The sequence below is a fragment of the Tsuneonella sp. HG094 genome (assembly GCF_053819285.1).
Genome location: NZ_JBSORA010000001.1, coordinates 1765402 through 1778509, shown reverse-complemented (window position 1 = coordinate 1778509; position 13108 = coordinate 1765402). Strand labels below are relative to the sequence as shown.

The window sequence follows — 13108 nt, the reverse complement described above, 5'->3', positions numbered from 1 at the left end:
CAACAACCGCGGCGCGCATGAAGCTCGATCTTGTCTACAATCCCGTTTCGGGGAGCTTCCGCCAGGCGCGGCTCGATGCGCTGGTCGCGGCGTTTTCGGCGCACGGTTGGACCGTGCGGCTCGTCCCTTCGGCACGGCGCTGGCGTCCGGCGGACGATGTGCCGGACCTCGTGTGCGTGCACGGCGGCGACGGCACACTGCGCGACAGCGTGCAGACGCTGGGCCCGCTGGCGGCCAGCGTACCGCTCTGCATTGCGCCTGCTGGCACGATCAACCTCGTCGCGCGCGAGATCGGCTATGCGCGCGATCCCGCAAAGCTCGCCGCGCAAGTGAGCGCGGCGTGGAGGAAGGGGGCGTGTGGCTGGCTTGCGGCGCCGCTCTACACCTTGGGCGAGATGCCCGTCGTCGCCTGCCTGTCGATCGGGCCGGACAGTCACGCGGTCGCCAGCATTTCGGGTGAGCTCAAGAAGCGGATCGGACGGCTGGCCTACGCGGTGGCGATGATGCGCCTGCTGCGCCGCTGGCCGGTCGGCACGATGACAGTGCGCGGCGAGACGACCGAGGGCGAGCGGTTCGAGGTAGAGGCGGGCGCGGTCATCGCCAGCCACGGCGCGCTTTATGCCGGGCCCTTCCGTCTGTCACCCAAGGCCGCACTCGCCGCTGATGGTGTCGAACTGATCGTGCTCAACCGGTCGAGCCGGCTCGCGACGGTCGCCTTCGCCTTTGCGGCGATGTTGCACGTGCCCTTCGAGAAACTGGGCCTCGCGAAACTATACAGCGTCCGCAGGGTCGAATTCGACCGCTGCGTCAGCCCAGTGCAGGTCGACGGCGACCACATCCCCGACTGCGCCTACGCGATCGGACCGAGCGGCATGAGCTTGCGCTATGTGATCTAGCGCGTTTTCAACATATCGCTCGGCAGGCACGGTACGTCTGCACCGGTCCAGTCCAGTTCGTACACTGCTGGTACCGACGACAGCGTGCCCCACGGTTCCATTGTCTGGCTCGGATCGTAGGTGATGTTGGCCTTGCTATTGTCGAAGCGGGCAAGGCGATCGTTATCGCGCTTGGCATCGGCGGCGGATATCTCGATTCGTTCGACCCGCGAGCCGCGCACGAGGCGAATGGTTCGATCGTCGCGTTTTTCCATCATCCGGTAATAGGCGCGGCCGAAAATGAGCGTGTCGAAAGTGGAGTTGAAGCCCCAGTTCGTCAGCGGCGTGGCGTCCGGGAGGCGAATAGTCGTGGCGTAACAGCTGTATGTTGGCTGGGTGTAGAAGGGTGCTAACTGATCCTGCTGGGGCGGCCGCTGACGCCGTTCGGGTGGGCTGAAACCTCCACCGGGCAGCGAAAGATCGTAGGTTTCGCCGGACTTGTCCCAGTCGACCGGTCCGGTTCCGGTGATCGAGAGAATGCTCGCCTGCGTCGCCCGGTCGAAGCGATAGGCAACCTTGTCGATCGCGTCCCACTGAGATCCACCAGCCACGGCGTTCTGGAATCCTTGCGTCAACTGGTCCGGCGTGAGGGGCGAAAGCTGGAGGTATTCGACAAGTCCGTCGACGCCCCGTTTTACGGTTGTCTGGACCATCCGCGCCGGCTTGTCGAAGCCCGCGCGGGCGTCGATCTCATGCAGTCCCATCTCGTCCGGCAACTGTGCGGGGTTCTGGGCCAGCTTTTCGAGCGGGGTACCCTCTTTCGACAGAGGCAGCACCGAGCGGTAAAAGACGACGGGCTTCGTCCCCATTTCGAAGACACCCGGTAGCGTTCCGTCGAGCCACAGACGCTCGCCGTCGATGGTGGCGCGGACCAGGACGTGGTCGAACAGACCAGGGTTGGGCAATCGCTCGGACAAGCCGTCGTCCGATCCGGTATTGCTGACGACGACTGCCTGCGCGGGAATGCCGAGCTCGTCGAGGAGCGCCAACAGCAGAGCGGTCTTGCCCTTGCAGTCCCCGTATCGGCGGCGCCAAGTTTCTTCGGCTGTTGCAGGGCGATAATTGCCGCCGTCGAGCCCAACGTACACGTACCGGACCTGCTCCTGCACGAGCGAAAGCGCGGCGGCCGCACGCGCCCGGGTCGTCGCGTGCTGCGCTGCGATGCGCGCTGCCTCTGTTTTCAGGGGGGAACCCGCCTCCAGCCGGCGCGACTCGTCGAACAGCGTGGAAAAGCGGGCCGATACCGCGGTCCAGCTCGGAAAATCGCTGAATTCAAGCACGCGCTGCCACCGGTACCGCGGCGGAGCATCCTTGGGCGTGGCCAGGAGCGAGGGATTGTCCATCAGGATTTCGACCCCCTCTCCGTCTTCACGACGGGAACTCCGAAATCGTTGGTCATCTTGAGCTGCGGCTGCTGACCATCTGCCCAATTCAGGGCTATGCGATAGCGACCGGGAAGCGGCGTGCCGGCCAGTGCAAGCAGCCCGGCGCTGGTGTCCTTCAGGGTCGGGTCACTAGAGGGAAGGGTGTACGCCCATTCGAGCTCGTCACCGACGCGAAGGTCGGGCACTTTCAACACTGCGGTCATGATCCCGCTGAGGGTAGCCTGCTCGAGTTGGTCTTCGCGCCGGAGAATTTCGAATTTCGTGCCGTCGAGAACGTCGATTGTCTCGTCACCCCGGAAAATCCGAAGCGAATGGACGGTCGGAGACCCCACTGCTGGATTCCAGGCGAGCGCGAAGTTGCCGATTTGGAGCGCCTGGGGATGGAGCACTCGGACGCGTTGCGAGACAAACGTCTGCTGCCCATTCCGATCGAGATATACCTGAGTGTCCTGCGCCCGCACGAAGGCCATTCCGCTCGCATCGGCCGGGACCGGCAAAAGTTCGCTTGACTTCGCCCATGCCGGAGCGGGCGCGCGTTCGACTGTCTGATTGATCACCTGCTGCCCGGCAGCCGGCGCCGACGCCAGCATTGCACCGGCCACGATCAAACACTGTGACGTCCGCATTGCGCCCCTTTTCATCTCCAAGAAGATCATGCCGGACTATCGCCGATTTGCAAGTACGCGCGAGCGAAGACTATCTCGCCGACACGAAAATACTTTGCGGTTACTTCTTCGGCTTCGTCGAACTGCGCAGGCGGCCGCGGTGGGCGCTCATGTCGAGGACTTCGCCGGGCGACTGCCCGTCGTCCTGCAGCAGGCCGAGGCGGCGGGCCACTTCCTGATAGGCCTCCTCCTCTCCGCCGAGGTCGCGGCGGAAGCGGTCCTTGTCGAGCTTTTCGCCGGTCGCCATGTCCCACAGGCGGCAGCCGTCGGGGCTGATCTCGTCGGCCAGGATCGTGCGGCTGAAATCGCCATCCCAGATGCGGCCGAATTCCAGCTTGAAGTCGATCAGGCGAATGCCGATCGCAGCGAACATCCCGCACATGAAATCGTTGATGCGGATCGCCATCGACGAGATGTCCTGCATCTCCTCATGGCTCGCCCAGTTGAAGCAGGCGATTTCTTCCTCGCTCACGAACGGGTCGCCGAGCGCGTCGTCCTTGTAGCAATACTCGATCAACGTGTGCGGAAGAGGCTCGCCTTCCTCGATCCCGAGGCGCTTGGTGAGCGATCCGGCGGCGACGTTGCGCACGATAACCTCGATCGGGATGATCTCGACCTGGCGCACCAACTGCTCGCGCATGTTGAGGCGGCGGATGAAGTGCGTCGGAATGCCGATATGAGCGAGGCGCGTGAAGACATACTCGCTGATGCGGTTGTTGATCACGCCCTTGCCGTTGATCGTGCCCTTTTTCTGGGCGTTGAAGGCGGTGGCATCATCCTTGAAATATTGGATCAACGTGCCGGGCTCGGGACCCTCGTAGAGGATCTTGGCCTTGCCTTCGTAAACTTGGCGGCGGCGGGACATGGGCGGTACGTCCTTCAATCGAAACGATGCGCCCCGGCGGGCGGGTCGGCGGTGACTCGCGCAGCCGGGGCGTGTGGCCTCGCGCCTTAGGGAATAGCCCAGTGGAACGCAATGTGGTCGGCGGGCAAGAAGCTGTGTGCATGACGCGCGCGTAAGGCGTGCTAGGGCAACCGGCATGAGAAGAGCGTGGATCGTGATCCTGTGCGGCGCCGCGGCAGTGACGCTGGCGATGGGGGTGCGTCAGTCGTTCGGCCTGTTCCTGCCCACGATGAGCGGCGCACTCGACATTTCGCGCGGCAGCTTCGGACTGGCCTTGGCGATCCAGAACCTGATGTTCGGTCTGGCGCAGCCGTTCGTGGGCGCGATCGCCGACAAGCACGGGGCGGGGCGAGTCACGCTGGCCGGGACCGTGCTCTACGTTCTCGGCCTTATCGGCGCATCGCAGGCGGGCGATGCGATGGGACTGCACCTCTCGCTCGGAGTGTCGGTGGGGCTTGCGCTGTCGGCGACGACGTTCGTCACCGTGCTCGGCGCGGTCGGCCGCGTGGTCGATCCCGCCAACCGCAGTCTCGCGTTCGGGATCGTGACGGCGGGCGGATCGCTCGGCCAGTTCCTCGTTGTGCCGGGTGGGCAGATGCTCGTCGCGGAGCTTGGCTACCGCTCGGCTCTGGTCGCACTAGCGGGACTAGTCGCGCTGATCGCACCGCTCGCGCTGGGCCTTGCCGGGAAGCCATCAGGCGAGGCCGTGGCGGAAGCAGCGCAAGGCCTTGGCGATGCGTTGCGCGAAGCGTCCCGGCACAGCGGATACTGGCTGCTCAACGCGGGTTTCTTCGTCTGCGGCTTCCATGTCGCCTTCATCGCGACCCACTTCCCCGCCTATCTCGACGACAAGGGTCTTGGACTGCAGATCGGCGCGACGGCACTCGCCCTGGTCGGCCTGTTCAACATATTCGGCTCCTATGCCTTCGGCGCTTCGGGCGACCGTCTGCGCAAGAAATGGGTGCTCAGCGCGCTCTACGCGGGTCGCGGGGTCGTGCTCACTGCGTTCGTCGCGCTGCCGCTGACGAACACGAGTGCGCTCGTGTTTGCCGCCGCGATGGGTTTCCTGTGGCTCGGCACCGTGCCCCTGACGAGCGGTATCGTCGGGCAGATTTTCGGCGTGCGCTATCTCTCGACGCTCTACGGCATCGTCTTTCTAAGCCACCAGATCGGCAGCTTTTTCGGCGCATGGGCGGCGGGCTATCTGTTCGACCGCTACGGCACCTACGATGCGGCGTGGGCCGCTTCGATCGCGCTCGCGGTGCTGGCAACGATCGTCCACCTGCCGATCCGCGACGCGCCGGTGGCCCGGCTGCAACCGGCATGACCTGGCGCGGACATCTTGCGGCGCTCGGGTTCCTCGCCATGGGCGCGGCGGCCGGCCTTGTGCTCTGGGACGGGTGGGGCGCCTATGTCTGGCTCGCCGACGCGATCATCTGGTGCGGCTGACGACGGGGCAGTTGCGCTGAGCGGGGAAAGTGGTGCCTCGGGGCGGATTCGAACCACCGACACTGCGATTTTCAGTCGCATGCTCTACCAACTGAGCTACCGAGGCAGGCACTGTCGCGCGGGGCCTGACGGCTGCCCGGCGGTTGGCGAGGCGGCGCTATGGCGGCGCGCAGCCCGCTTGGCAAGGGGTCAATCGGACTCTTCGCGGACGATTTCTTCGGGGGCGGCCGGCGCGCCGGGAACTGCGTATCCATCGGAGAACCACTGGACGAGGTCGCGGTCCTTGCAGCGGGTCGAGCAGAACGGCGCGTGGGTTTCGCTGCGCGGTTTGCGGCAGATCGGGCAGAGTCGGGCCTTGGCAGTCATCGCGGCACGATCTGGGCGAGCGAGGCTTCGAAGGCAAGCGAGTGATCCGCCACAGTCCTGATTTCGCGGCCCGCTCGCCGCGCAAGTTCGCCGAGCCAATCGGGGTGAAGGGCCGACAGGACCGCCGAATGCGCGCTGAGCAGGATGGCTCCGGCACCTTCGATCCGCTCGGCCCGGCGCAGTAGTAATCGCGCCGCCGCGCCCGTCCGGTCGAAGGCAAGCCGGTGAAGCAGCGAGGGGCCTTCCCGCCGGGCCACGATCTGCACGAACCCGAAGCCGTTCATCGCGGTGCGTTCGTGGGGCCAGCCGTCGAGTGCGGCATCCAGCGCCTCGTCGATGGACCGGCGATCGGCCTTGGCATCGAGGGCGGGAAAATCGATCCCGATCGAGCCACCGAGGTCAAACCGGCGAATCGCGGTTGTGACGGGCAGTACCGCCGCACGAGCAAGGTCGCGCAGGGCGAGCGCACCGTCGATGTCGATCAGCGTCATCGCGGCGGTCGGCGCGAACCATAGCGTGCCGCCCGAGAATTCGACCGACGCATCCCACGCATGCTGCCAGAGGTCTTCCCAATCCCCGGCAGGAAAGCTCCGCACGGAGCGGACAGGTGCTGCCAGGGCCTCGACGAGCGAAGGTGCGGGGCGAGGCTCGTTATCGCTCGGCCGCGCCTGGGCGAGCTTGCGGCGGCGCGGTTCCGTTACCGCCGCCCGATGGACCTGCAACCGGATCGCGGAACCCTCGGCAGCGCTGGCAGGCAGGCGATCGACGAGAGCATCCTCGCCGTTGGCGAAGCGCGCGATGCCGCGCGGTGAGCCCTTGGGGCGGCGAACGAGCACCGCGTCCTCGACCATTCCTGCTTCGAGCGACTCCGGCCACCGCATCTTTGCCGCGACCACCCGGTCGCCGTCATAGAGGAGCGCGCGCTCCTCGCCGATACCGCTTTCGACGAGCCACTCAGCCAAGCGCGAAGCCCGCCGCCTTGAGCAGCGCCCGCGTCTCGAACAGCGGCAAGCCGACCACGCCCGAATGGCTGCCGCCGATCCACGCAATCAGGCCCTCGGCACTCCCCTGGATGGCGTAACCGCCCGCCTTGCCATGCCATTCGCCGCAGGCGAGATAAGCTGCGATCTCATCATGCGACAGGCGCTTGAAGCGGACCTGCGTTTCGCTCAGCCGCTCGCGGATCGTGCCGTCGGGCGCGCGCAACGCAATCGCGCTCAGCACGCGGTGACGGCGGCCGGACAGCAGTTCGAGACAAGCCCGCGCGGTGGCCTCGTCCTCGGCCTTGGGCAGGATCCGGCAACCGGCGGCGACGACTGTGTCGCCGGCCAGCACGAAGGCGGCCGGGTCGAAAGACGCCTCGGCCTTCTCGCGCGCCATGCGGATCGCATAGTCGCGCGGCAGTTCGGCCTTGCGCGGGGTTTCGTCGATATCGGCGGCGGTCACGCGCACGGGCTCGACGCCGAGCCGCGCGATCAACTCGCGGCGGCGCGGACTGGCGGATGCGAGGACGAGATCGGGCATTGTCTGCCCGGCCGCGTTATTGCGGCCCCGGGCCGCCGCGTCCCGGCATGAAGCGGTAGGTGATGCGCCCCTTGGTCAGGTCGTAGGGCGTCAGCTCGACGAGGACTTCGTCGCCCGTCAGCACGCGAATACGGTTCTTGCGCATCTTGCCGGCGGTGTGGCCGAGAATCTCGTGGCCATTCTCGAGCTCCACCCGGAACATCGCGTTCGGCAGCAGCTCCACCACCCGCCCGCGCATTTCGAGGAGTTCTTCCTTGGCCATGTAGCTCGTCGGTTCCTTTTGATGTGTCGGTCGAATTGGCCGGTGCCCTTAGACGGCGTCGCGGCAAAAGGGAAGCGATTGCCTGTCCATCCCGGAAACGGGTGCGCGACAAAGCGTTACGCGAATTCACCTTGTGTTCGGTCGGCCGGCCCGACACATGCCCTCGGCGGGGGAGGCCCGGTTTGTTTTTATTGAAGGAATCTCCCGTTGTCGGTTCGTTTCCCGCAGTCGTCCCTGCTCGTCCTGGCGCTCGTTGCCGGCCCAGTGCTCGCACAGGAAGCGCCAGCTCCGACTGCGCAGGCGGAGTCCGCTGCCCCGGCGGACGAAGGTTCGGCGAGCGATAACGAGATAGTCGTCACCGCAGCCCGGATTCCCGGCCAGGTCGAGACTGCGGTTCCCCCCATCGTCGAGCTCGACGAACAGCAGGTCGCCGCATACGGCGCGACCTCGATTTCCGATCTCGTGGCCCAGCTTGCCCCGCAGATCGGTTCGGGCCGCGGCCGCGGCGGGCGGCCGGTGTTCCTGCTGAACGGGCAGCGAATCTCAAGCTTTCGCGAAATGGGCCGCCTGCCCCCCGAGGCGATCCGCAAGGTCGAGGTGCTGCCCGAAGAGGTCGCCGTGCAGTTCGGCTACCCCGCCGACCAGCGCGTCATCAACTTCATCCTCAAGGACGATTTTGTCAGCCGCGAGGTCGAGGTCGAGTACGGTCAGCCGTGGGCCGGGGGCTACAGCAGCCAAGAAGGCGAGTTGGGCCTACTCACCATCGACGGCAAGAAACGGTTCAACGGCACCCTCAGCTACAATCGCCGCACCCCGCTGACCGAGGCGGAGCGCGGGGTGATCCAGGCGACCGGCAACGCGCCGACGGTGGCGACGGATGCCGACCCGGCGGCATTCCGCACGCTCGTCGGCCGCAATTCGACCTTCGAGGCCAACGTTACCCGCAGTAGCGGCTTTGGCGAAGGCGCGGGCGGCGGCACGTTCACGCTCAACGGGAACTATACCCACGAGAACTCGACCTCGCTGTCGGGGCTCGACACCGTGCTGCTGACCGGCCCAACGGGCTCGACGGCGGTGCGCACCATCGATGCGGATCCGCTGTTCCGGCGGTCGAACAGCGACACATATTCGCTGGGTGGTGGCGTCAACATGCCACTCGGCGATTGGCAATTTTCTTCGACGGTCGATGCCAGCCTTGCCGACATCGAGACGCTCATCGACCGGCGGCGCGACACGACCGCGCTGCGCAACGCGGCGACCGCCGGGACCCTGCCGATCGACGGAGCGCTGCCGACTATCGGCGATGCGGGCATCGACACCGCCAACAGCCGCACATGGAACGCGTCCAACAAGACCACGCTGGTCGGCCGTCCGTTCAGTTTGCCGGGCGGCGAGGTCGGGCTGACCTTCGACGCAGGGTACGACTGGACCCGGATCGAGAGCACCGACACGCGCAGCGTAACCGGCAATCCAACGCTGACGCGCGGGAACCTCAATGGCGGGGTCAACCTCAACCTGCCGATTACCAGCACCCGCGAAGGGTTCGGCGAGGCGCTGGGCGATCTGTCGCTCAACCTGTCGGGCGGGGTCGATTACCTGTCCGACTTCGGCACGCTGACCGACTGGTCCACCGGGCTCAACTGGCGTCCGACCGAGCGGCTCGGGCTTCAGGCAAGTTACACGGTGCGAGAGGCGGCGCCGGGCCTTTCGCAGCTGGGCGGTCCGCAACTCGTTACTTTCAACGTCCCGACCTACGATTTCCAGACCGGGCAAACGGTGCTGATCACGACTACGACGGGCGGCAATCCCAACCTTCTCGCCGAGACGCAGCGCGACCTCAAGCTGGCAGCCAACTATGATATCGACCTGTTCGAACGCGCGAACGTGGTCGTCGAATATTATCGCAACCGCTCGGACAATGTGACTTCGAGTTTCCCGCTGTTGACGCCTGCGATCGAGGCGGCATTTCCCGGCCGAGTGACGCGCGCGGCCGACGGCACCCTGCTGGCGATCGATTCGCGCCCGGTCACCTTCGCGCAGACCAAGAGCGACCGCATCCGCTATGGCTTCAACCTGTTCGGGAAGGTCGGCAAGGCATCGCCCGAAAGCGCAGGCTCCGGTTCGAGAAGCGCGCGCTTCGGCGGCGCGGCTGCGGCTGCACCGGCGCCGACGCCAGCTCCTGCGCCATCGACTCCCCGTGTAACAACCGGAGGGTTCGACCCGGCGCGCTTTGCAGAGATGCGGACGAAGTTCTGCGGCACGCCCGAGGGCCAAGTGCCCGACCTCAGCGGTATCCCCGAGCGGATGCTGGAGCGGCTGAAGGGTCCCGATGGGCAGGTCGACCCGGCAAAGGTCGCCGAGATGAAGACCCGCTTCTGCTCGGCCGACGGTGCGCCGGGCGGTCCGCGCAGGTTCGATCCGGCAGAATTCGCTGCGCTGCGCACGGCACTTCAGTGCGCCGATCCGACGAAGCCGATCGATATCGCAACGCTGCCGCCCCAGATCGCCGACCGCCTCAAGGGACCGGACGGTTCGATCGATCAGGCACGCCTGAAGGAGCTGCAGACGCGGCTCTGTGCTGTGCAGGTTCCTGCTCAGGGCGCCCAAGGGTCCGGTCGTGGGCAAGGCGGCGAGCGTGGCCCTGCCGGTGGCGGCGGTCCCGGCGGAGGTGGCCGCGGGCCGGGTGGTCCGGGCGGCGGCATGATGGGCATGATGGGGGGCCGGGGCGGCGACGGGCAGGGACGGTGGAACCTGTCGGCCTATCACACGATCAACCTCGGCAATTCGGTGCTGATCGCGCCGGGCGTACCGGAACTCGACCTGCTGAACGGTGATGCCACCGGCAGCAGCGGCGTCTCGAAGCACCAGGTCACGCTCGAAGGCGGCGTGTTCTACAAGGGCATCGGCGCGCGTCTGTCGGGCAATTACGCCAGCGGTACGACCGTGAACGGCAGCGGCTTGCCGGGATCGAGCGACCTGCGCTTCCACGACCTCGCTACGTTCAACGTGCGCATGTTCATGGCGCTCGACCAGCAGAAATGGCTGACCGGCGGCGGCGAGGATGCGGGATTCTGGAAGGGCGCGCGGCTCGGCCTGGCGATCAACAACGTGTTCGATGCGCAGCAGCGCGTGACCGACGAGACCGGCACGGTGCCTTTGCGCTACCAACCGGCGCTGGTGGATCCCACCGGCCGGTTCATCGAACTGGAGTTCCGAAAGGTCTTCTAGTTCAGGCGCGACCGGGGAAAGGCGAAGGACGCACAGCCCTTCGCCTCGAACGGCGCCCACGAACCCTCGGGCTGGGCGAGCCGGTCGGCGATGGCAATCATCGCTGCTGGGTTGACGCCGAGGCCGACATGACTGGCAAACACCTCGATATTCTCGGTATGCGGATTGGTGCCCGGATGCTGGACCGATCCGCGCCAGTGGACGACGCCGTCTGCCTTGGTGAGGATCGAGGTGGTCGGCACTGGCGGCGCTTCGGCAAGTTTGCGGAAATTGCCCTGGCGCATCGGCTCGGGTTCCGCGCCGTTGAGCATTTCGAACAGCCGGCGCGCGTTCGAGTGGTTGCGGTCGTCGCTGATCGGGCTGCCGAGGGTGATGACCTGGCGCACCTTTTCCGGTGCGAGCTTCGCCAGTTCGCGCGCGAACACTCCGCCCAGGCTCCAGCCGATGACCGAGACCTTGCCTCCCGTCCGCTGGAACAGCTCGTCCAGGCACCCGGCCATCGCCTCGACCCGGACATTGTCGACCCGGACGTTGCGGCCCAGCTTCCAGCCGACCGCTTCGTATCCGAGTTGGGAGAGCAGGCGGCGCATCGGGCCGGTCGAGGTATCGGACGCCATGAAACCGGGCAGGACCAGCACACCATGTCCGTCGCCCTTCGGCAGCAGCGACAGCAACGGGCGCAGCGCGATGAACGCGGCGTATTCGCCGAGCGCGCGCGACGGTTCGGTCAGCGCCAGCAGGCGGCTGGGTGGATGGGCGCGGTATCCGGGATCGGTCGCGGTGGTTGCGGTCACTTGGTGCTTCCCTTGCTTGTTTTTGCGCGCGTGGCGGTTTTCGGTTTCGAATTGGAACGCTTTGCCGGCGCCTTTGTGCCGGAAGCCTTTTGCGCTGCCGGTTTGCGCGCGGCGGGCTTGCTGGTCTTTTCCGGAGCGCCGCTGGCCGCGTTGCGCAGTTCCTCGAAGCTGTCCTGGATGCACTGGGCGTAGAATTCGGGGTCCGGCATCAGCTCGCGGCAGGCGGTGAACGTCACCGTCGCCTCGTCGCAATAGCTCTGGACCGTGTGGCCGAGGCCCATGCCGTCTGTCAGGCACAGGAGCCCGAACATGCTCTCCAGCCTGGCGCCGGTCGAATAGATCGGTACCGGCGGGCCCGGAACGTTGGTCACCACAGTCGAGAACATCGGCGCCATGCCGCGGTTGGCGAGGCCCAGCCGGGTGTAGAGCTGTGCGCCGAGGCTCATCCACAGCGCGGGCGAAACCTTGCTCGCCTCGGTCATGTTGCGCGCGCCGACAGCCTCGGTCATCGCCTTGGAATTGGTCGTGCGGTCGTGGACGAACTGCAACCGCTTGATCGGATCGGCGATGGGCGTGCCGAGGGGCGCGACCATCGCGGCGACCTGATTGCCCATGTCGCCCTTCTCGGTCTTCGAGCGGACCGAGATCGGGGCCATCGCCGTCAGCGTCTTTTCCGGCAGGTCGTCCTTTGCGAGCAGGTACTTGCGCAACGCTCCTCCCACGATGGCGAGGAACACGTCGTTGACCTTCGCCCCGTCGACCGCGGTGCGGATCGTCTTGAGGTCGGCGAGCGGCAGGCTGCGACCTTCGACCACGCGGTGCGCGCTGATGACCTTGTTGAAGCGGGTGCGCGGGGCGAGCATTTCGCCCGAGACCTTGAAGTCCTTGACCACGAGGCCCTTGAGCGCCTTCGCCAGCCCGGGTGCCGCCTTGGCCGCGACTTCGAGTTGCTTGAGCGGGTTGGTGACCGCGTTGAAGTAGCTCTTGCCGAGCAACTCGGCGGGGTTTGGAATTTTCTCCGGCTTCCAGGTGTCGGGTGTCTTTGGCGGACCGTCGTCGGCGCGCAATGTGTGCATCGCCTCCATCAGGTCGATGCCGCTCATCCCGTCGATCGCGGCGTGGTGGACCTTGGTCACCATCGCGTAGCAACCCTTGGGCACGCCCGGCACATTATCGATCCCCTCGACCACGGTGAACTCCCATGGTGGTCGAGTGAGATCGAGCGGGCGGGCGAATATTCGCGCCGCCTGGATGCACAGCTGCCGCCAGTCGCCTGGCTCGGGCAGCGCCACGTGGCGGACATGGTATTCGAGGTCGAAATCCGGGTCCTCGATCCAGTACGGATAGTCGAGGTCGAACGGCACGCGGACCATGCGCTGGCGCATCGTCTTGGACAGCTGCATGCGGCTTTCGAAAAAGGCGAGAATGTCCTTGAAGCGGACGAAGCCGCCGGGCGCGGTCGCGGGATTGTAGATCAGGATCGAGCCGATGTGCATCGGCGAATTCTTCGTCTCGAGCGCGACGAAGCTCGCGTCCATGCCCTGCAATTGCCGCAAGCGCGTTTCTCCCACCTCGTCGGGTCTGTGCCCGGTTGCG

Annotated in this window: 13 protein-coding genes and 1 tRNA gene; 4 read left to right on the top strand and 10 right to left on the bottom strand. The window is 66.2% G+C overall.

The genetic code is table 11. The annotated features are described in order from the left end of the window. The first annotated feature begins 17 nt into the window (after positions 1-17). Positions 18-896, top strand: a complete 879-nt coding sequence (locus tag ACWPMX_RS09025) for a diacylglycerol/lipid kinase family protein (RefSeq protein ID WP_455699697.1) — start codon at positions 18-20, stop codon at positions 894-896. On the opposite strand, the gene ACWPMX_RS09020 is transcribed toward ACWPMX_RS09025, so the two are convergent. The 3 genes from ACWPMX_RS09020 to purC all read right to left on the bottom strand — a co-directional run bounded on the left by ACWPMX_RS09020 (position 893) and on the right by purC (position 3850). Then, positions 893-2278 (bottom strand): transglutaminase domain-containing protein, encoded by a 1386-nt coding sequence (locus ACWPMX_RS09020; protein ID WP_455699696.1) that lies wholly within the window; start codon positions 2276-2278, stop codon positions 893-895. The two genes, ACWPMX_RS09025 and ACWPMX_RS09020, sit on opposite strands and share 4 nt — an antisense overlap. Then, complete coding sequence (locus ACWPMX_RS09015) at positions 2278-2976, bottom strand: DUF3857 domain-containing protein (protein ID WP_455699695.1); 699 nt, start codon at positions 2974-2976, stop codon at positions 2278-2280. Before ACWPMX_RS09015 ends, ACWPMX_RS09020 begins: the two co-directional genes overlap by 1 nt. 70 nt (positions 2977-3046) lie before the next feature. Beyond that, positions 3047-3850: a phosphoribosylaminoimidazolesuccinocarboxamide synthase gene (gene purC, locus ACWPMX_RS09010; RefSeq protein ID WP_455699694.1), complete on the bottom strand. Its 804-nt coding sequence runs from the start codon at positions 3848-3850 to the stop codon at positions 3047-3049. Positions 3851-4025: 175 nt separating this feature from the next. Here purC and ACWPMX_RS09005 point away from each other — a divergent pair, with 175 nt between their 5' ends. Together ACWPMX_RS09005 and ACWPMX_RS09000 are read left to right on the top strand one after the other, a co-directional pair. Continuing rightward, positions 4026-5216: an MFS transporter gene (locus tag ACWPMX_RS09005; RefSeq protein ID WP_455699693.1), complete on the top strand. Its 1191-nt coding sequence runs from the start codon at positions 4026-4028 to the stop codon at positions 5214-5216. After that, a complete protein-coding gene (locus ACWPMX_RS09000) occupies positions 5213-5338 on the top strand; it encodes a hypothetical protein (protein ID WP_455699692.1) in 126 nt (41 codons plus the stop codon). The genes ACWPMX_RS09005 and ACWPMX_RS09000 overlap by 4 nt, the downstream gene beginning before the upstream one ends. Before the next feature lie 30 nt (positions 5339-5368). On the opposite strand, the gene ACWPMX_RS08995 is transcribed toward ACWPMX_RS09000, so the two are convergent. From ACWPMX_RS08995 to infA, 5 genes are all read right to left on the bottom strand, one after another. Continuing rightward, positions 5369-5444: transfer RNA gene (locus ACWPMX_RS08995), tRNA-Phe, on the bottom strand. A gap of 83 nt (positions 5445-5527) precedes the next feature. Then, the gene (gene yacG, locus ACWPMX_RS08990; RefSeq protein WP_455699691.1) at positions 5528-5704 is read right to left on the bottom strand and encodes a DNA gyrase inhibitor YacG; all 177 of its coding nucleotides are present in this window, start codon (positions 5702-5704) and stop codon (positions 5528-5530) included. Further along, the gene (locus ACWPMX_RS08985) at positions 5701-6666 is read right to left on the bottom strand and encodes a ribonuclease (RefSeq protein WP_455699690.1); all 966 of its coding nucleotides are present in this window, start codon (positions 6664-6666) and stop codon (positions 5701-5703) included. Before ACWPMX_RS08985 ends, yacG begins: the two co-directional genes overlap by 4 nt. Next, positions 6659-7228: a Maf family protein gene (locus tag ACWPMX_RS08980; protein WP_455699689.1), complete on the bottom strand. Its 570-nt coding sequence runs from the start codon at positions 7226-7228 to the stop codon at positions 6659-6661. Before ACWPMX_RS08980 ends, ACWPMX_RS08985 begins: the two co-directional genes overlap by 8 nt. A gap of 16 nt (positions 7229-7244) precedes the next feature. Further along, positions 7245-7490: a translation initiation factor IF-1 gene (infA, locus tag ACWPMX_RS08975; RefSeq protein WP_067681512.1), complete on the bottom strand. Its 246-nt coding sequence runs from the start codon at positions 7488-7490 to the stop codon at positions 7245-7247. A 207-nt stretch (positions 7491-7697) separates the two neighbouring features. Here infA and ACWPMX_RS08970 point away from each other — a divergent pair, with 207 nt between their 5' ends. Further along, a complete protein-coding gene (locus ACWPMX_RS08970; RefSeq protein ID WP_455699688.1) occupies positions 7698-10718 on the top strand; it encodes a TonB-dependent receptor plug domain-containing protein in 3021 nt (1006 codons plus the stop codon). Here ACWPMX_RS08970 and ACWPMX_RS08965 read toward each other — a convergent pair. Continuing rightward, on the bottom strand, positions 10715-11512 hold the full coding sequence (locus tag ACWPMX_RS08965; protein ID WP_455699687.1) for an esterase/lipase family protein: 798 nt from the start codon (positions 11510-11512) through the stop codon (positions 10715-10717). The two genes, ACWPMX_RS08970 and ACWPMX_RS08965, sit on opposite strands and share 4 nt — an antisense overlap. Beyond that, positions 11509-13068, bottom strand: a complete 1560-nt coding sequence (locus tag ACWPMX_RS08960) for a wax ester/triacylglycerol synthase family O-acyltransferase (protein WP_455699686.1) — start codon at positions 13066-13068, stop codon at positions 11509-11511. Before ACWPMX_RS08960 ends, ACWPMX_RS08965 begins: the two co-directional genes overlap by 4 nt. Positions 13069-13108: the final 40 nt, after the last annotated feature.